Origin of the sequence: Clostridium carboxidivorans P7 (assembly GCF_001038625.1) — a bacterium.
Lineage (GTDB): Bacteria > Bacillota > Clostridia > Clostridiales > Clostridiaceae > Clostridium_AM > Clostridium_AM carboxidivorans.
In genome coordinates this window covers 3,834,932-3,852,752 of sequence record NZ_CP011803.1, presented here as the reverse complement: position 1 = coordinate 3,852,752, position 17,821 = coordinate 3,834,932, and the positions used below count along the sequence as shown (strand labels likewise).

The 17,821-nt window shown below is 29.5% G+C and carries 19 protein-coding genes; all 19 read left to right on the top strand.

Annotated features, from left to right (window positions below; all coding sequences use genetic code 11):
• Positions 1-9 precede the first annotated feature (9 nt).
• The 19 genes from Ccar_RS17150 to Ccar_RS17060 all read left to right on the top strand — a co-directional run bounded on the left by Ccar_RS17150 (position 10) and on the right by Ccar_RS17060 (position 17,720).
• The gene (locus Ccar_RS17150; RefSeq protein ID WP_007064875.1) at positions 10-231 is read left to right on the top strand and encodes a hypothetical protein; all 222 of its coding nucleotides are present in this window, start codon (positions 10-12) and stop codon (positions 229-231) included.
• A 150-nt stretch (positions 232-381) separates the two neighbouring features.
• The gene (locus Ccar_RS17145) at positions 382-1,278 is read left to right on the top strand and encodes a nucleotidyltransferase domain-containing protein (RefSeq protein ID WP_007062442.1); all 897 of its coding nucleotides are present in this window, start codon (positions 382-384) and stop codon (positions 1,276-1,278) included.
• 102 nt (positions 1,279-1,380) lie between these two features.
• Complete coding sequence (pdxR, locus tag Ccar_RS17140; protein ID WP_007062443.1) at positions 1,381-2,784, top strand: MocR-like pyridoxine biosynthesis transcription factor PdxR; 1,404 nt, start codon at positions 1,381-1,383, stop codon at positions 2,782-2,784.
• A 17-nt stretch (positions 2,785-2,801) separates the two neighbouring features.
• Positions 2,802-3,479 (top strand): HEAT repeat domain-containing protein, encoded by a 678-nt coding sequence (locus tag Ccar_RS17135; protein ID WP_007062444.1) that lies wholly within the window; start codon positions 2,802-2,804, stop codon positions 3,477-3,479.
• Between the two features lie 6 nt (positions 3,480-3,485).
• Positions 3,486-4,139, top strand: a complete 654-nt coding sequence (locus Ccar_RS17130) for a YigZ family protein (RefSeq protein WP_007062445.1) — start codon at positions 3,486-3,488, stop codon at positions 4,137-4,139.
• Between the two features lie 167 nt (positions 4,140-4,306).
• A complete protein-coding gene (locus Ccar_RS17125) occupies positions 4,307-5,047 on the top strand; it encodes a YebC/PmpR family DNA-binding transcriptional regulator (protein WP_007062446.1) in 741 nt (246 codons plus the stop codon).
• Between the two features lie 559 nt (positions 5,048-5,606).
• The gene (locus Ccar_RS17120) at positions 5,607-7,067 is read left to right on the top strand and encodes a cell wall-binding repeat-containing protein (RefSeq protein WP_007062447.1); all 1,461 of its coding nucleotides are present in this window, start codon (positions 5,607-5,609) and stop codon (positions 7,065-7,067) included.
• Between the two features lie 80 nt (positions 7,068-7,147).
• A complete protein-coding gene (locus Ccar_RS17115) occupies positions 7,148-7,768 on the top strand; it encodes a hypothetical protein (RefSeq protein ID WP_007064878.1) in 621 nt (206 codons plus the stop codon).
• Positions 7,769-7,901: 133 nt separating this feature from the next.
• On the top strand, positions 7,902-8,495 hold the full coding sequence (gene ruvA / locus Ccar_RS17110; protein ID WP_007062449.1) for a Holliday junction branch migration protein RuvA: 594 nt from the start codon (positions 7,902-7,904) through the stop codon (positions 8,493-8,495).
• Between the two features lie 15 nt (positions 8,496-8,510).
• Entirely contained in the window at positions 8,511-9,557 is a 1,047-nt protein-coding gene (gene ruvB / locus Ccar_RS17105; RefSeq protein WP_007062450.1) for a Holliday junction branch migration DNA helicase RuvB, read from the top strand.
• 25 nt (positions 9,558-9,582) lie between these two features.
• A complete protein-coding gene (gene queA / locus Ccar_RS17100) occupies positions 9,583-10,608 on the top strand; it encodes a tRNA preQ1(34) S-adenosylmethionine ribosyltransferase-isomerase QueA (RefSeq protein WP_007062451.1) in 1,026 nt (341 codons plus the stop codon).
• 12 nt (positions 10,609-10,620) lie between these two features.
• Positions 10,621-11,751, top strand: a complete 1,131-nt coding sequence (gene tgt, locus Ccar_RS17095; protein ID WP_007062452.1) for a tRNA guanosine(34) transglycosylase Tgt — start codon at positions 10,621-10,623, stop codon at positions 11,749-11,751.
• Positions 11,752-11,853: 102 nt separating this feature from the next.
• A complete protein-coding gene (gene yajC / locus Ccar_RS17090) occupies positions 11,854-12,174 on the top strand; it encodes a preprotein translocase subunit YajC (protein WP_007062453.1) in 321 nt (106 codons plus the stop codon).
• 70 nt (positions 12,175-12,244) lie between these two features.
• A complete protein-coding gene (locus Ccar_RS17085) occupies positions 12,245-12,619 on the top strand; it encodes a TIGR04086 family membrane protein (RefSeq protein ID WP_007062454.1) in 375 nt (124 codons plus the stop codon).
• Positions 12,620-12,692: 73 nt separating this feature from the next.
• On the top strand, positions 12,693-12,830 hold the full coding sequence (gene scfA / locus Ccar_RS17080) for a six-cysteine ranthipeptide SCIFF (RefSeq protein WP_007062455.1): 138 nt from the start codon (positions 12,693-12,695) through the stop codon (positions 12,828-12,830).
• A 220-nt stretch (positions 12,831-13,050) separates the two neighbouring features.
• A complete protein-coding gene (gene scfB, locus Ccar_RS17075) occupies positions 13,051-14,415 on the top strand; it encodes a thioether cross-link-forming SCIFF peptide maturase (RefSeq protein WP_007062456.1) in 1,365 nt (454 codons plus the stop codon).
• 113 nt (positions 14,416-14,528) lie between these two features.
• Positions 14,529-15,806 carry a protein translocase subunit SecD gene (gene secD, locus Ccar_RS17070; RefSeq protein WP_007064879.1) on the top strand — a complete coding sequence of 426 codons (1,278 nt, stop codon included), beginning with the start codon at positions 14,529-14,531 and terminating at the stop codon, positions 15,804-15,806.
• Positions 15,799-16,683 (top strand): protein translocase subunit SecF, encoded by an 885-nt coding sequence (secF, locus tag Ccar_RS17065; protein WP_007062458.1) that lies wholly within the window; start codon positions 15,799-15,801, stop codon positions 16,681-16,683. The genes secD and secF overlap by 8 nt, the downstream gene beginning before the upstream one ends.
• Positions 16,684-16,847: 164 nt before the next feature.
• Positions 16,848-17,720, top strand: coding sequence for a DHH family phosphoesterase (locus tag Ccar_RS17060; protein ID WP_007062459.1), 873 nt, complete (start codon positions 16,848-16,850; stop codon positions 17,718-17,720).
• Positions 17,721-17,821: the final 101 nt, after the last annotated feature.

The window sequence follows — 17,821 nt, the reverse complement described above, 5'->3', positions numbered from 1 at the left end:
TGAAAGCTATTGGAGAAGGTATGTCCTATATGTAATGGACTAAGTGTAATAAATTTACCGTGCGAAAAGTGTAAGGGTACCATGAAGGATATGGGAAGAGTACAAGACTATACAGATTCTTATGCCTGTCAATTGGATATAAATGATGGAATTAATTATTGTGTCCATTTATTTAAATGTACAGAATGCAATAGTATAAAAAGAATAAAAATTTCTAAAATTAATCTATAAATACTTAAAGAAATTATTCATAAACGTTTTCTGGTATTGTAATTATACTGAAATTTATTATATAATAAGAAAAAAATTAAATTTTTATTAAATTCTAATTTAATTAACTTTTTTGATTTTACTAATTTTTAAAGGGGTGTCAGATAGCAAATGGAAAAGAGCATTGCACAATATCAGAAAGCGTTTAATAATATAATTGAGAGATTAAAATCAAATGATTCGGTACTTGCAGTTATGGTATTTGGAAGTATGGTTACTGGTGACTTATGGGATGAATCTGATATAGATCTTTTTGTTATATTAGACAAGAAAAATCCGGATATAGAAAATATATATACAGAAGAAAAAGAAGTTCCGGTGCATATTAAATTAATGAGTAAGAGTAAGTTTCTGCAAATATATGAAGAGGATTTGAAGGGTGGATTTATACACAGAATACTTGCTTCATCCAGACTTGTATTTTCTAAAGACATACAAATTACTACTAAATACGACAATGGTAGATACTACCCTGATTTAGATAGAGAAATATGGAATATGGTGTATTTAGGAAGCTTGTTAAAAAGTTTAGGTGTATGCAAAAAGTATTTGCACAATGATAGTATATATACATCATATATTGCTGCAGTGCGCTGTGTGGAGGAATATGCAAGACTTTATGTCAATTTTTCAGGATATATGATAAGCAAAGATGCAGTTACTATGGCTATTAATTTAAATGATGATTTTAAGAAATGCGTGGATCAGTTATTCTTTAATAAAGCTAATAAAGAAGAAACTATAAATCATATTTTAGAATATCTACAAAAAAATGTGGATGGATCTCTAAGAAACTTGAGCAATGTATTAATAAATTATATGCGAGAAAAAGACAGTTTCTTAAGTGCTGAAAACATAAAAAATGATAAACTGTTTTATAACTATGACATAAATATGGAAGAAATATTAGATAAGCTTTGGAGAAAAAATTTAATAAAAAGAGAGAATAGAGATTACAAAAACGAAAAAGGAGAAATTTTATTTAAGGAGAATGTATACTTTATATAAAATTTTATTATTAGAGAATGCATAAACGAACTTAAGTTTTAGGTAAAGAGAAATTTAAGTTCGTTTATTTTTAATTATATGAAATTATAAGGAAGTGCCATTATGGATAAGTATTTTGTAAGCATGCAAGGGGAAATTCCCAAATACATAACTATTACAAGACATATAAAAAGATTAATTGATATAAATAAAATTGAAGATGGAGAAAAACTGCCATCAATAAGGTCTTTATCAGAATTTCTAAATGTTAATAATGTAACAATAGTAAATGCATACAAAAGACTTCAAAACGAAGGATATGCCGTACAGAAAATGGGAAGTGGAACTTATGCTAAAAAGAAAGATATAACTAAAAATTTTAAAAAGGAATATTCAGAAGCTTTAAAAAAAATATCTGGAAAAATGGTAAAGGAATATGTAGATTTTACTGGTGAAACTCCAAGTAATGATTTTTTTCCGGTACAATCTTTTAAGGATGTATTAAATGAAGTATTGGATAGGGATGGTGCGGAAGCTCTTATATATCAAGAAGCACTGGGATATGAAGGACTGAGGAAAAGTATAAGTGAAGTTTTCTGGAATAAAAAAATTAAAAGTGATGATATACTTATAGTATCAGGAGCTCAACAGGGGATAGATATAGTATCTAAGGCTCTTATAAATACCAATGATAATGTTATAGTTGAAAAGCCTACATATAGTGGTGCTTTATCTGTTTTTAAGTGGAGAAGAGCCAATATATATGAAGTTCCTATAGGAAAAGATGGCATAGATGTAGATAAATTTGAAAAAATATTGAAGAAGAATAATATAAAGTGTTTTTACACTATGAGTTATTTTCAAAATCCTACAGGAATGAGCTATAGTATAGAGAAGAAACAACAAATTTTAAATTTAGCAGAGATTTATGACTTTTACATTATAGAAGACGATTACTTGGCAGAATTAATTTATGATCATAGTATAAAATATAAAAGCTTTAAAAGTTTGGATAAAAATGATAGGGTAATATATATAAAGAGTTTTTCAAAAATATTTTTACCGGGTATAAGAATAGGATATTTGATACCTCCTATGAAATTTAAAGAGAGTATTGAAAACTCAAAAATAAATACAGATATATCCACATCTAGTCTTATGCAAAGAGCTTTAGATTTATATATAAAAAAGGGATTGTGGAAAGATTATATGAATAATTTAAATCACATATATAAAAATAGGTACTTATTGATGGAGGAGTGTATAAAATCACACTTGGAAAATAAAGTGGATTTTATAAGTCCAGGGGGAGGCCTTAACTTCTATTTGAAAATAAAAGATTCTATATATGTTGATTCTATTGAATTGTTTAGAAAGACTAAAGATAAAAAGGTGTTAATTACCCCAGGTACTTTGTTTTATAAAAGTCCTTCAGAAGGTAAAAAATATTTTAGAATTAGTTTCTCACAAACAGATGAGGAAGCTATGCAAAAAGGTTTAAGCATAATAAATGAATTGCTGGAATAACAAAGGAGAGTATCATCATGAAAAAAGGTATGATTAATATAGAGTGGTCTAAAATTAACTCATATACAGAAGAGGATATAACTTATTTTTTGTTTTTAGAAGGTAAATCCATTGAATGTTTATGCAAAATAAGAAGCTTATCAAAAGAAACAGTTCAAAAACACATATTAGATGGTAAAATTAAATATGGAATACTAGCTAAAAGTGATAATGAGAAGGAGCTTTTTAAAACTATATCATCATCTGGAAAATTGGATAAAATAGAAGTTTTAAAAGGATTAAGTGAAGAAAATAAAAGTAAAATTATAGATTATATAAGATGTGATTATGCAGATATGAAGACTAAGGATAAGGAAAATGCTGTTTGGATTCTTGGAGAAATAGGAGATAATAAAGTATTAGATATTTTAATTAAAGCTTCTGTTCATAATCATGTAAATGTAAGAAGAATGGCAGTTTCTGCTGTAGGTAAGATAGGTGATAAGGCTGGTGAAAATATACTAATACGAAAATTAGAAGATGAAAATCCACAAGTAGTTATGTATGCCATAAAATCATTAATTAAAATTAAAAGTCAAAAGGCATTAGGTAAAATTAAAGAAATTTATAAAAGTGCAGAAAAAGATTATATAAAAAGGGTGTCGGAAGAGTATCTTAAAACATTGGCAGAAGCGGATTTGCAAGTTAAGGAGTGATTGGGATTGGGTTATTTTACTATAAAGGATGAAATAAGTACGCAGTTCGAGGAAAAAAAGTCTATTTTTATAGGCCATATAAAAAGGGTATATGAAGAGGAAGAGGCAAAAAAATTTATAGATAAAATAAGAAGTGAACAGAAAGAAGCACGACATAATGTATATGCTTATGTTATTGGAGAAAACATGGGCATACAAAGATATAGTGATGATGGAGAACCTCAGGGAACAGGAGGAATTCCAGTTTTAGAAGTTATAAAGAAAAATGGGATAACAGATGTAGTTATAGTGGTTACCAGGTATTTTGGCGGTATACTTTTAGGAAAGGGAGGTCTTGTAAGAGCATATTCAAAGGCTGCTGCTATGGCAGTAGATGAAGGTACTATAGTTGAAAAGGTTAAAGGATCTGTATTAGAGATATTTATAGAATATGATATGCTTGGAAAAGTTCAATACTTATTTGAACAAAATTTATGGCATATAGAAAATATAGAGTATACAGATAAAGTTAAAATTATAATGTATTGTGATGTTTCTAAATTAAAAACAGTAGAATCCTCTGTAATAGAAGCCACTAATGGCAAGTGTGAAGTTGTAATAGGAGATGAAAGCTACTACTTTAAGAAAGAAAATAGATTATTTCAAGAACAAGATATTTAGTATAATTATTGTTGTAAAGTGAAGAAAAATGATATTTTAAGTTTGAATTTATAAGTCTTTGTATGATATAATGTTTTAGGTATTTTATAAATCAGACTTAAAATCTTTATTATGTGATTTTTAGTAATAATTTAAAATAATATATAACCAGTTAGGGGGAAATAAATATGTCAGGACATTCAAAATGGCATAATATACAGGCTAAAAAAGGTAAAGCAGATGCAAAAAGAGGTAAAATCTTTACTAAATTAGGAAAAGAAATTGCTATTGCATCTAAAATGGGAGGATCAAATCTTGATGCTAACAGTAAGTTAAGAGATGTTGTAGCAAAAGCAAAAGCTGCTAACATGCCTATGGATACAATAACAAGGGCAATAAAAAAAGGTGCTGGAGAAATGGAAGGAGTAAACTACGAATCTGTAGTTTATGAAGGTTATGGTCCAGCAGGAACTGCTGTTATAGTAAATGCATTGACAGATAATAAGAATAGAACAGCTGCCAATGTAAGACATGCATTTACAAAAAATGGAGGAAACATGGGTTCTACAGGATGTGTTTCTTTTATGTTCCAAGAAAAGGGTCAAATTGTTATAGAAAAAACAGATGACAAAGACGAAGATGAATTAATGATGATGGCTTTAGATGCTGGTGCAGAAGATTTTGCAGCAGAAGATGAAGTTTTTGTAGTAACAACTACACCAGAAGATTTTGGAACAGTAAGAGAAGCTTTAGAATCTAATGGACTTGAGTTCTTAGAAGCTGAAGTAAAAATGATTCCAGATACATATACTGCAATTGATGAAGAAACAGTAGTTAAGTTCGAAAAAATGATTGATGCTTTAGAAGATGACGAAGACGTTCAGGACGTTTACCACAATGCTGAGTTCCCTGAAGGATGGGAAGAATAAAGAGCTAATAGGATTTTTGGTAAAGCTAAAATTGATGGATTACGATATATGTTTAAATTTTAGATCTTACATTATAGATGTGCGATTCGAACACCTTTTTATATTGGTATATGCCAATATAAAAAGGTGTTCTTATGTTATTAATTTGATTAATGAAAAAGTGTATTAAGTAGTGAATATGTATAATTTCTATTTGTCGAATGAAAATAATTGAAATATACTGAAAATTCTGTATAATATTAATAAGTAAAAGTATTTATTAACTAATAATGCTATATAGTAATTTACTTTTATATAGGTTTTAAATATATGATTCTAAGTAATACCCCCCTTTAAGGTACAATTAATTTTGTACCTCCTTTTTAGATAATTTTAAATATATAATTAATTTTTTATAAGTAAAGTATTCACATATTTATTTTATTTGAGTAAAAAATATAGTATAAAAGATATTTGGTATCTATAATTTTATTATGTAATTTTTTTAATTCCCAAATACTATAAATATAATATATTATAATCTTCATGATTTTTTATTATATTTTGAGGGGGTAGTTTAGTGAAAAAAATTATAACTCTATTTACTACGATAGCCATATTTATAGTGTCAGGAAGCTTAGTGTATGCTAAAACTAACTATACTGTAAATAGAATAGATGGAGCAACTAGATATGAAACTTCAATGAATATAACGAATAACTATAATAATGATAAGCTAGAAAGTGTTATTATTGCAAGCGGAGATGATTTTCCAGATGCATTAGCTGGTTGTATGCTTTCAAAAAATGTAGATGCACCTATTTTACTAATAAGTAAAGACAATAGTTCCAATGAAAGTACTATTAATTTTATAAAAAGTAAGTTGAAAATTGATGGCAGTATCTATATATTAGGTGGAGAAGCATCAGTAAGTGGAAAATTTGAAAATTACCTCAATTCAATAGGTTATGATAATATTAAAAGATTAGGTGGAATTGATAGGTTTGATACAAATCGTATAATTGTGAATTTCTTAAATATAAAAAAGAATACACCAGTGATTATTGTTAATGGCCTTGGCTTTTCAGATGCTTTAAGTGTATCTAGTATTGCTGCATCAAAAGGTTACCCAATTATAATGAGTGACTCATCAAAATTATCTGACCAAACAAAAGAAATGTTGAAAGATATAGAACCAGCTAAAGCATTTATTATTGGCGGCGAAGGTTCTATAAGTAACAATGTGGTTAACCAATTAAAAGAAGTTGTTACATCCTTAAATGATAATAATATAATAAGAATAGCTGGAATGAATAGATACGAAACATCCTTAGATGTTTGTAAATATTTTAACTTATCTTCAGATACTGCAGTTATTGCCAGTGGAGAAAATTTTCCTGATGCTTTGTCTGGCAGTGCTTTAGCAGCAAAGAAAAATGCTCCTATAATATTAACAGATGGGGTTAATATAGCATCTCAAAAACAATACTTAGACCAATGTAATTATAGTAAATTAATTTTACTTGGTGGTACAGGAAGCATAAGTAACGATATTGAATATACTTTAGAAAATAAGCCTGTTATTTCTGATGACTCTATCAAAATGTTGTTGTTTACTGGAGATGAAGCTTTTAAAAATATGCTAAAAATTAATGTGGATGGCAGTTCGTACATTAACATAGCAGGAATAAGCTACGCTAAGGTAACAGAGGATTTTAGTAAATACAGTTCTATATATGAATATTTGAATAAAAATTATGGATTAAACAATTACTATACAGATGATTTTATAAAAAATATGGTGAGTTTTGTATTCACTAATGTAAATGGTAAATGGTACATGAGATATGGAAATCTAGCACCTAGACTTATAGTTCAAAATTCTCAGATTGCATATAAAAAGTACGATAGCAATAAAGTATATGTTTCTTTAAAAGGATATTATTTTGGCAAGCAGGATGTATCCTACTCAAATGCTGTTTTAAGTTTTGAAGGTGATAAATGGCTAATAGATAAATTTGATAACTGGGGAGTAGAATAATAAGATATAGAGAAGAAAAAAATCAGTTTTTTGAATAATACCTTTGCAATGTGTCCATAATATCTTGTAGGAGGGATATTATGGATTTTATTAATAATAATAGAAAAAAGATAAGAACTGTTTTACTTGTAATTTTAACTATTTCAATTTTTAGTTTGAGCTATTATTTGTGTATAAATAAGTTGAAAAGTACAAACTTGAAGGAAGACAAATATAAAGTACAAAATGAAAGTAAGGATATAGATAAAACTATGACCGTAGACTCTAATATGAACACTTCACTTTCGCCAAATGCAAAGGTAATATTCGAGAAAAAGTATATTAAAAGTGGTGAAGTTATAACTGAAAAAGAAGAGAGTGCTGGTAATTTAGCAGGTAAGAAAAAAAGTGAGTTAAATCAAGTGTATAAAGGACAAGGATATAGTTTAGAAAGTATGAAATCTTCAGAAGTAGTGTTTGTGAAAGAATTTGATAGATATGCTCCAAATAAGTATGTAGTTGGTATAAAAGATGGATTTATTGCTATATATAAAACTGATAAAGATGGAAATATGTTTATAGAAGATGAAAAAAGAGATGTAACAGACATAAAAACTGATAGATTAAAAAAAGCAGACATAGAACTTTTAACAAAAGGGGATAAGTATTTCCAGTGTAATACAAGGGAAGATGCAGAGGCACGCCTTGAAGACTATGAGTAATAGTCTTTAAGGCGTTTTCTAGTGGATAATATTCTTTGTTTCTTGAATTAAATTAAGTATAATGGTAAAGTAATATATGTTAAGTTTACACTAAAGTTTGATTTAAAATTTAAGAAATTGGAGGACGTCTTTGATGTATGAGTATATACGGGGAACCTATGCAGGAATGAATAAAGATTACATAGTAGTTGAAAATAATGGCATTGGCTATAAAATATATACTTCAGGAAGTACTCTGGCTAAAATTCCCAAAATAAATGAAGAAATAATGCTTTATCTTCAGCAAATAGTTAGGGAAGATTTTATAGGTCTTTATGGTTTTTTGACAAAAGAAGAATTGAGTATGTTTAATTTGCTTTTGTCTATAAATGGTGTAGGTGCAAAGGCTGCATTATCACTTTTATCTATAAGCAGCGTTAACAATTTAAAGTATGCAATTTTATCTGGTGATGAAAAACTTATTACTAGAGCACCGGGTATAGGAAAGAAAATGTCCCAAAGAATTATACTTGAGCTTAAGGATAAAGTGAAACCAGAAGATGTTGATATATCACAAGGAGATACTATTGAAATAGATGAAACTGCAGGGAATAGTTCAGAAGCATTGGAAGCACTTGTAGCATTAGGATATTCTGAAAAAGAAGCCAACAAAGCTATTAATACTATAGACAAAAAGGATTCTGTAGAGAATATAATAAGAAATGCATTAAAATTTTTAATGGGTTAGGAAGGTGATAATTTTATGAATGAAGAAGATAGAATTGTTACACCTTTAAATATAGTTGGAGATACGGAAAATGAATATAGTTTAAGACCTAAAAGAATTAATGAATATATTGGACAAAAAAAGGTAAAAGAAAAATTAAAAATTTTTATAGAAGCAGCAAAGAAAAGAAAAGAAGCTTTAGACCATGTATTGTTATATGGTCCACCAGGATTAGGTAAGACTACATTGGCTAACATAATAGCAACGGAAATGGGAGGCAATTTAAAGGTCACATCGGGTCCTGCTATAGAAAGAGCTGGTGATTTAGCTGCAATACTTACAAGTCTCAATGATTATGATGTGTTATTTATAGATGAAATTCACAGATTAAGTAGAAATGTAGAAGAAATACTATATCCAGCAATGGAAGACTATGCTTTGGATATAGTTATAGGAAAAGGTGCTGCTGCTAAGTCTATTAGATTGGATTTGCCTAAATTTACTTTGATAGGAGCTACTACTAGGGTTGGTCTTTTGACTTCTCCTCTAAGAGATAGATTTGGGGTAATGTGTCCAATGGAGTTTTATGAGAATGATGAATTAAAAGAAATTATAGTAAGATCTGCCCAAATACTTGGTGTGAAAATAGAAGAAAATGCAGCACTGGAAATAGGAAGTAGATCAAGAGGAACTCCTAGAATAGCTAACAGACTTTTAAAAAGAGTTAGGGACTACTCAGATGTTAAAGGAAATGGACTAGTAGATTTGGAAGTTACTAAAGCTGCCTTAGAACTTTTAGATGTAGATGAAGAAGGCTTTGATAGTATAGATAATAAAATATTAACAGCCATAATAGATAACTTCAAAGGTGGACCAGTAGGTTTAGAAACTTTGGCGTATTTTATAGGAGAAGAACTTGATACTATTCAAGATGTTTATGAGCCTTATCTTCTTCAAAAGGGATTTATAATAAGAACACCTAGGGGAAGAGTTGCATCAGATAGCGCATATAAGCATTTGAATAGAAGTAAAAAATGTGCTAAAACAGTACAGCAGCAATCAATATTTAAGGATAGAACATAAGAATAAGAAATGGAGAGTAGATATTTTGAAGGTTACAGATTTTGATTTTTATTTACCAGAGGAGTTAATAGCACAATGCCCATTGGAAAAAAGAGATGAAGCAAGGTTGATGTTATTAGATAAAAATACTGGTGAAATAGAACATAAAATATTTAAGGACATAATTGATTATTTGGAACCAGGAGATTGTTTAGTATTAAATGATACCAGGGTACTTCCTGCAAGACTTATTGGAAGTAAAGAGAATACAGGAGGGAAAATAGAGTTTTTGCTACTTAAGAGAATAGACAAGGATAAGTGGGAAACTCTTGTTAAGCCAGGAAAAAGAGCACAGGTTGGAACACGATTTGTATTTGGTGATGGAGAATTAAAGGCAGAAGTAGTTAGTGTTGAAGAAGATGGAAACAGAATTGTAAAATTTGAGTATGAAGGAATATTTGAAGAAGTATTAGACAAACTAGGACAGATGCCTCTTCCTCCTTATATAAAAGAAAAGCTTGAAGACAAGGAAATGTATCAAACTGTTTATTCAAAAGAACAGGGGTCAGCTGCTGCACCTACAGCAGGATTACATTTTACAGAGGAACTATTAAAGAAAATAGAAGAAAAAGGTGTAAATATAGCATTTTTAACCTTACATGTAGGACTGGGAACTTTTAGACCAGTTAAAGTTGAAAATATACAAGATCATAATATGCATTCAGAATATTATACTATGTCTAAAGAAACTGCGGATATAATAAATAAAACAAGAAAAAATGGAAAAAGTATAATTGCAGTAGGAACTACTTCTTGCAGAACTTTAGAAACTATAGGAAATGATGAAGGAGAAGTAAGAGAACAATCAGGGTGGACAGATATATTTATATATCCAGGATATAAGTATAAAATGGTAGATAAACTTATAACTAATTTTCATCTTCCAGAATCTACATTGATAATGTTAGTAAGCGCATTAGCTGGAAGAGAAAATGTAATGAATGCTTATGACACAGCAGTAAAAGAAAGATATAGATTTTTTAGCTTTGGAGATGCAATGTTTATTAAATAAAGGGGTGTTTTAATGTACAAATTACTTAAAAAGTGCGGAAAAGCTAGAAGAGGTGAGTTTGCAACTCCTCATGGTGTAATACAAACACCTGTATTTATGAATGTAGGTACTTTAGCTGCTATAAAGGGCGGGGTATCTAGTATGGATTTAAAGGAAATAGGATGTCAGGTAGAACTTTCAAATACATATCATCTTCATTTAAGACCTAGTGATGAAGTGGTAAAAAAAATGGGTGGATTACATAAATTTATGAATTGGGATAGACCTATTTTAACTGATTCAGGTGGATTCCAGGTTTTCTCTTTAGCAAAAATGAGAAAAATAAAAGAAGAAGGAGTTTATTTTAATTCTCATATAGATGGAAGAAAGATATTCATGGGACCAGAAGAAAGTATGAGAATTCAAAGTAATTTAGCATCTACTATAGCTATGGCTTTTGATGAATGCATACACAATCCTTCACCAAGAGATTATGTAGAGCAATCTGTAGCTAGGACCACAAGATGGTTGCAAAGGTGTAAGGATGAAATGGATAGATTAAATTCCCTTCCAGATACAATAAATAATAAACAAATGCTCTTTGGTATAAATCAAGGAGGAATTTTTGAAGATATAAGAATTGAACATGCTAAAACTATAAGCAAAATGAGTTTGGATGGTTATGCCATTGGAGGTTTAGCAGTAGGAGAATCTCATGAGGAAATGTACAGGGTAATAGATGCAGTAGTTCCATATTTACCAGAAGATAAGCCTATTTACCTTATGGGAGTTGGAATACCAAGCAATATATTAGAAGCTGTAGATAGAGGAGTAGACTTTTTTGATTGTGTCCTTCCTGCTAGAAATGGAAGACACGGTCATGTATTTACTAAAGAAGGAAAAATAAATTTATTTAATGCAAAATATGAGTTGGATTCCAAGCCAATAGATGAAGGTTGTCAATGTCCAGCTTGTAAGCACTATTCAAGAGCGTATATAAGGCATTTGTTTAAAGCTAAGGAAATATTAGCAATGAGACTTTGTGTACTCCATAATCTTTATTTCTACAATAATATGATGCAAGAAATAAGAGACGCTATTGATGGTGATTATTTCGCAGAATACAAAAGTGAAAAACTTAAACAGTGGAATGGAAGAGCCTAAAAGAGTTAAGAGTTAACCATGTTCGTAATATTAAAAAATTACGAATTGAGTAAACAAAATAAAAGTTTAATTGTTAACTAAATAATGAGGGAGGTGATTTTCATGAAAACTTTGATTCAATATTCTCCACTTATATTTATGCTTGTAGTAGTTTATTTAGTTATATTACTACCTGAAAGTAAAAGAAAAAAACAATACAGAGGTATGCTGGATAGCTTAAGAGTTAATGATGAAGTTATGACTAAAGGCGGTATAGTGGGCAAAATAATAAATATGCAGGATAGGTTTGTAATTATTCAAACAGGACCAGACAAAGTGAGAATAAAGCTTGATAAGACTGGAGTGTTAAATTTATTATCTTCAATTGATGAGTACAAAAGCAAGGATGATAAAAAGGAAGAAAAAAGCACAGATAACCAATAAGGATGTTTAAATTTTAATCATAAAACACCTTCTTTCTACATAGATACTATTAGGTAGGAGGTGTTTTAAGTTGGAAAAAGAAAAGAATACAAGCTATATTGTAGCCGCAGAAGGCGTATTAAGAGGATTCATTATAACGGTGGTGCTGCTTCTTATATTTGCAGTTATAATGACCTTTACAGAAATAAGCGAAACAGTTAGTTCCACATTTTATTTACTTACTACACTTTTAAGTATAATTTACGGTACCATTTATGCAGTAAGAAAGACAAATAGTAGAGGATTTTTAGTAGGAATCATGGTAACTTTATTGTACTTAATGGTGATATATGTAGTTTCTGTTATATCAGGAAATTCTGCTGTAATAGGTTACAATAGAATCGCCAGATTTTTACTAGCGCTGGTAGTAGGAGCAGCATCTGGAATAGTTGCAAGAAATCTTTAATTCACTAATAACTTTATTTTATTTATCGTTTATGTTATAATCAAACGGAAAGTTTATGAATGGAGGAATTTAAATGAAACATATAAGAACTGTAAACAAATCAAATATAAAAGACAGCTTAAAAAAGCCAGGATGCAAAGAATGCGCTAACTCATGCCAATCTGCATGTAAGACTTCTTGCACAGTTGCTAATTTAGCTTGTGAAAATTAACATAAATTTAGGCAGTAACGTTATGTTACTGCTTTAAATTTACATGGAGATTTTAATCAAGTATAACTTAATTTGGTTAGTGTTTTAAAACTATCTGGATTTTAGGTGAACTTATCTAATACATGATATTTATTGGTTATCCTTAGGAAAACCAATACCGTGAATGTTATTTATTGGATAAAGTTTAATTTTTTGATATTTATTTTAGGAGGAATAGAAGTTGGCAGATATTCACAAGTTTGTCCAGGGGGGAGAACATTATGTAATAGATGTAAACTCTGGAACAGTACATATAGTAGACAAATTAGTTTATGACATTTTAGATGATAAAAAGTTAGAAGAAAAACAAATTGTTATAAATAGATTGAAGAATGATTATAAGCAAGAAGAAATAGAAGAAGCTTATGATGAGATAAAGGAACTTATAGAACAAGAGGTATTATATTCTAAGGATTTATACGAAGACATAGCATTAAATTCTAATAAGACTCCATCTTATATAAAAGCTTTATGTTTAAATGTAGCTCATGACTGCAATTTAAGATGTAAATATTGTTTTGCAGATGAAGGAGATTACAAAGGATGCAGAGAGTTGATGTCTGCTGAAATTGCTAAAAAAGCTATTGATTTTGTTATTAAGAAATCAGGTCCAAGAAAAAACATAGAAGTAGATTGGTTTGGTGGAGAACCACTTATGGCATTTAATGTTATAAAAGAAGTTATGGAATATACAAAAGAGCAGGAAAAAATTCACAATAAAAATATAAGATTTACCATGACTACTAATGCCACATTATTAAATGATGAAATAATGGACTACTTGGATAAGAACATGGGAAATATTATTTTGAGCATAGATGGAAGAAAAGAAGTAAATGATAAAGTCAGGGTAAGAGTGGATGGAACTGGCTCTTATGACAGCATATTGCCTAAAATAAAAAAGATGGTTGAAATGAGAGACAAGTCAAAACAGTATTATGCAAGAGGAACATTTACAAGATGGAATACAGACTTTTTTGAAGATATAAAGTTTATGGCAGATCAGGGATTTGATGAAATATCAATAGAACCTGTAGTACTTCCAGAAGATCATCCGCTTTCCCTTAGAGAAGAAGATTTACCTACAATATTTGAACAATACGATAAATTATATTTTGAAATGCTTAAACGTCATAAAGAAGGGAAAGATTTTAGATTTTATCATTTTAATATAGATTTACAAGGCGGTCCTTGTGTATACAAAAGGATATCAGGTTGTGGAGCAGGACATGAATATGTGGCTATAACTCCAGAAGGAGATATATATCCTTGTCATCAATTTATTGGAAATGAAGATTTCAAGTTAGGAAATTTATCAAGTGACGAAGAATTAAATACGGATATAGTAGACAAATTTAGAAATGCTCATATATACACTAAGCCTGAATGTAAAAAATGTTGGGCTAGATTTTATTGCAGTGGTGGATGTCAAGCTAATAATTATAATTTTAATGGTGATATGCATACACCATATTCATTAGGATGCCAGATGCAAAAAAAGAGAATTGAATGTGCTATAGCATTGAAAACAAAGATGATGGAATAGTTTTTTAAAAGTTTACATTTATAAATATTGACGGTATATTTTTTAAGTAATATAATGGCTAATGTAAATAGATGTAAATTATGAAAGTTAATTATTAACAAAGGAGGATAAAAATGAAAAATAAAGCAAAAAGCACTGTGCTGTTTGTTATATGTTTGCTTCTTATAGGTTTTTTTGCTTATTCAGGAGTATATGGAGTCACAGTTGGAGATTATAGACTTAAATCATTTGGTGAAGTTATAAATAGAGGACTTGATCTTCAAGGTGGAGTTTCAGTACTGGAAGAAATTCAAGCTAGCAAAGTTGATCAGGATACCTTTGATAAAACTGTAGAACTTTTATCTATGAGAGTTAACAAAATGGGAGTTAGTGAAACAACCGTTGCTAGAGAAGGTCAGAAAAGAATAAGAATAGAAATACCAGGAAAGTATGATGCCAAGTCTGTAATAGATGGTATAGCTAAAACTGGTGAACTTAAATTTGTAGGTCCAGACAAGCAAACGGTACTTACAGGTAAGGATGTTAAGAATGCTGTATCTACTATAAGCTCAGAATCTCAAAAACCAGTAATTGAGCTTGAACTTAATAGCGCAGGAACTAAAAAATTTGCAGATGCTACTCAAAAGTTTTTAGGTCAAAAAATATCAATTTATTTAGATGATCAATTACTTACAGACCCAACTGTTAATAATGTGATAACTAATGGTAAAGCAGAAATTTCAGGAAGCAGAACCTTAGAAGAAGCTAAGAGACAGGCTAATTTAATTAACTCTGGTGCACTACCTGTTACTGTTAAAGCAGTTGAATCTAAGGTAGTAGGAGCATCCCTTGGAGCTAATTCTCTTCCTTTGAGCATATTAGCTGGTAAAATTGGTATAGGATTAGTAATATTATTCATGATTTTATATTACAGAGTTCCAGGATTTATTGCAGGTTTAGCATTAATCGTGTATATATATTTATTACTTTTGGCTTTTGCTACTGTAGGTGTAACCTTGACATTATCAGGTATAGCAGGTTTCTTGCTCACAGTAGGTATGGCGGTAGATGCCAATGTGCTGATATTTGAAAGAACCAAAGAAGAGTTAAAAGGTGGAAAATCAATAAGAGCATCTATAGATGCAGGTTTCCATAGAGCTATGACTTCAGTAATAGACTCTCATGTAACTACTATTGTTGCAGGAATAGTTCTTTATGGGTTAGGATCTGGTACGGTAAAGGGATTTGCTTTAACACTAGTTATAGGTGTTGCCTTAAGTTTATTTACAGCAACTACTGTAACAAGAACCTTAATGAAGCTTGCAACAGGCATGGGATGGTTCTATCATAAATGGACCATAGGAACCTTTGGAGTACATGACTTCAGAAGGGGGGCAAAACAACATGCTTAAAATTATAGAAAAGACTAAAATATGGTTTGCCATATCTTCTATTATAATAGTTATAGGACTTTTTACAGCTGCTACTAAAGGTTTAGAATTTGGATTGGATTTCAAAGGTGGTACTGTTCTTGAAATAAGTATAGGAAAAACTTTTGATAAAGCTGACGTAGATAGCATAGTAAAAAAATATGATTCAGAGTTTCAATCTAATAAGGTTAACAATACTTCTATTGAAATAAAAAGTGCTAAGTTAAATAATGAAAATATAGCTGAAATTGTTAAGGCTGTTAAAGCTAAATATAAAGACAGTAGTGTTACAAATCAAGAAAATATAGGTGCGTCAATAGGTGCAGAAACTAGAATGAAGGCTTATCAGGCCATTGCTTTATCAGTAGTAGCAATGCTTATATATGTAGCCTTTAGATTTGAATTTACATTTGGATTGGCAGCAATTCTTTCACTGGTTCATGATGTTTTAATTATGTTTGCATTTTATGCTGTGTTTAGAATACCTATAGATTCAATGTTTGTTGCTGCCATGTTAACGGTTATAGGTTATTCTATAAATGATACTATAGTTGTTTTTGATAGAATAAGGGAAAATCATAAGTACATGAGAGGGTCAAGTGTTGTAGAACTTAGTAATGCCAGTATAACTCAAACATTGGCAAGATCTATAAATACAGTACTTACAGTTTTAATAATGTTAGTAGCTATTTATGTATTTGTACCAGGTATAAGAAACTTCTCAAAACCACTTTTAGTAGGTATTACATCAGGATGTTATTCATCAATATTTATAGCTACTCCATTCTGGGTAATATTAAAAAAGCATATGGGTAAAAATAGAAATTCAGCTGCCAAAAAATTAAACACAGCAAAATAAAGAAATTTCTTTAAAATATTAGTTTGTTATGATAAAATAAAAAATCTAGAGTATATGTAACTCTAGATTTTTTTATTGTTAATAATCTCTTTATAAAGTATTTGTAAAATACGACAATATCAATTATAATATATATGCTTTCGATAAATTTGGAGGATTTTATTATGGAGATACAAGAAAGAAATATGCAGCATTCTAGAGTTTCAGATGCTCAAGATCCTTTTTTATTAAAGGGTATGAAAGAAGCATTAAGAAGAATTATAAAGGCAGTAAATGAAAGAGAAAAAATAGTTATTTATGGCTACTATGACTTAGATGGTATAACAGCTGTTTCTTTGTTGTTGCTAGTTTTAAAGTATTTAAATGCAGATGTGGAATATGTTGTTCCTGAAGATATGGATGAAGATTTTGGCATAGATTCTGATATTATAAAAAACCATGTAAAATTTTTAGGAGCAAAGCTTATTATTACAGTAGGATGTGGAGTGAATTCTGTTTCACAGGTTGAACTTTGTAAAAATTTAGGAATAGATGTAATAATAACTGATTATCATAAATGTTCCAAAGTACTTCCTGAAACTCTTATTATAAATCCAAATCAAGAAGGTTGTAAATATACTTTCAAAGATTTAACAGCAGTAGGAATAGCATTTAAATTAGCACAGTCCATATCTATGTATTATCAAATGAAGTGTATAAGCAAATATTTAGATTTAGTTATGATAGGTATAATTTCGAGAAATATAAGTTTAACTGGTGAAAATAAAATCATGGTTAGTCAAGGAATGTATCATTTAAATTATACCAATAATTATGGGCTTAAAGCTTTAATTAAAATCCATAATATTGTAAATATAAATAAAGAAAGCATATGTAAATTAGCGTATAATATTGTACCAGTATCAAAGAGTAGAAGAAATGTAGATAACGCAAGAATAGCAGTAGAATTGTTTACTACCGCTAGTATGGATAGAGCTGAACAGATAGCAAAATATTTAAAAAACGAAACTAAAGGAAATGAGTTGTGCATTTCTTGAAATGTATTTAAAACTTTTGATATATGTCAATAATTAATAAATAATATGAAAATTACAAATTAAGGTATATAATATAATTGTATTTATTATTAAGGGGGAGA

What these genes read in the sequence shown, in the direction of transcription:
- Ccar_RS17145 (WP_007062442.1), top strand. Translation starts at nt 382, where the DNA reads ATGGAAAAGAGCATTGCACAATATCAGAAAGCGTTTAATAATATAATT.
- pdxR (WP_007062443.1), top strand. Translation starts at nt 1,381, where the DNA reads ATGGATAAGTATTTTGTAAGCATGCAAGGGGAAATTCCCAAATACATA.
- Ccar_RS17135 (WP_007062444.1), top strand. Translation starts at nt 2,802, where the DNA reads ATGAAAAAAGGTATGATTAATATAGAGTGGTCTAAAATTAACTCATAT.
- Ccar_RS17125 (WP_007062446.1), top strand. Translation starts at nt 4,307, where the DNA reads ATGTCAGGACATTCAAAATGGCATAATATACAGGCTAAAAAAGGTAAA.
- Ccar_RS17115 (WP_007064878.1), top strand. Translation starts at nt 7,148, where the DNA reads ATGGATTTTATTAATAATAATAGAAAAAAGATAAGAACTGTTTTACTT.
- ruvA (WP_007062449.1), top strand. Translation starts at nt 7,902, where the DNA reads ATGTATGAGTATATACGGGGAACCTATGCAGGAATGAATAAAGATTAC.
- ruvB (WP_007062450.1), top strand. Translation starts at nt 8,511, where the DNA reads ATGAATGAAGAAGATAGAATTGTTACACCTTTAAATATAGTTGGAGAT.
- tgt (WP_007062452.1), top strand. Translation starts at nt 10,621, where the DNA reads ATGTACAAATTACTTAAAAAGTGCGGAAAAGCTAGAAGAGGTGAGTTT.
- yajC (WP_007062453.1), top strand. Translation starts at nt 11,854, where the DNA reads ATGAAAACTTTGATTCAATATTCTCCACTTATATTTATGCTTGTAGTA.
- scfA (WP_007062455.1), top strand. Translation starts at nt 12,693, where the DNA reads ATGAAACATATAAGAACTGTAAACAAATCAAATATAAAAGACAGCTTA.
- secD (WP_007064879.1), top strand. Translation starts at nt 14,529, where the DNA reads ATGAAAAATAAAGCAAAAAGCACTGTGCTGTTTGTTATATGTTTGCTT.
- secF (WP_007062458.1), top strand. Translation starts at nt 15,799, where the DNA reads ATGCTTAAAATTATAGAAAAGACTAAAATATGGTTTGCCATATCTTCT.
- Ccar_RS17060 (WP_007062459.1), top strand. Translation starts at nt 16,848, where the DNA reads ATGGAGATACAAGAAAGAAATATGCAGCATTCTAGAGTTTCAGATGCT.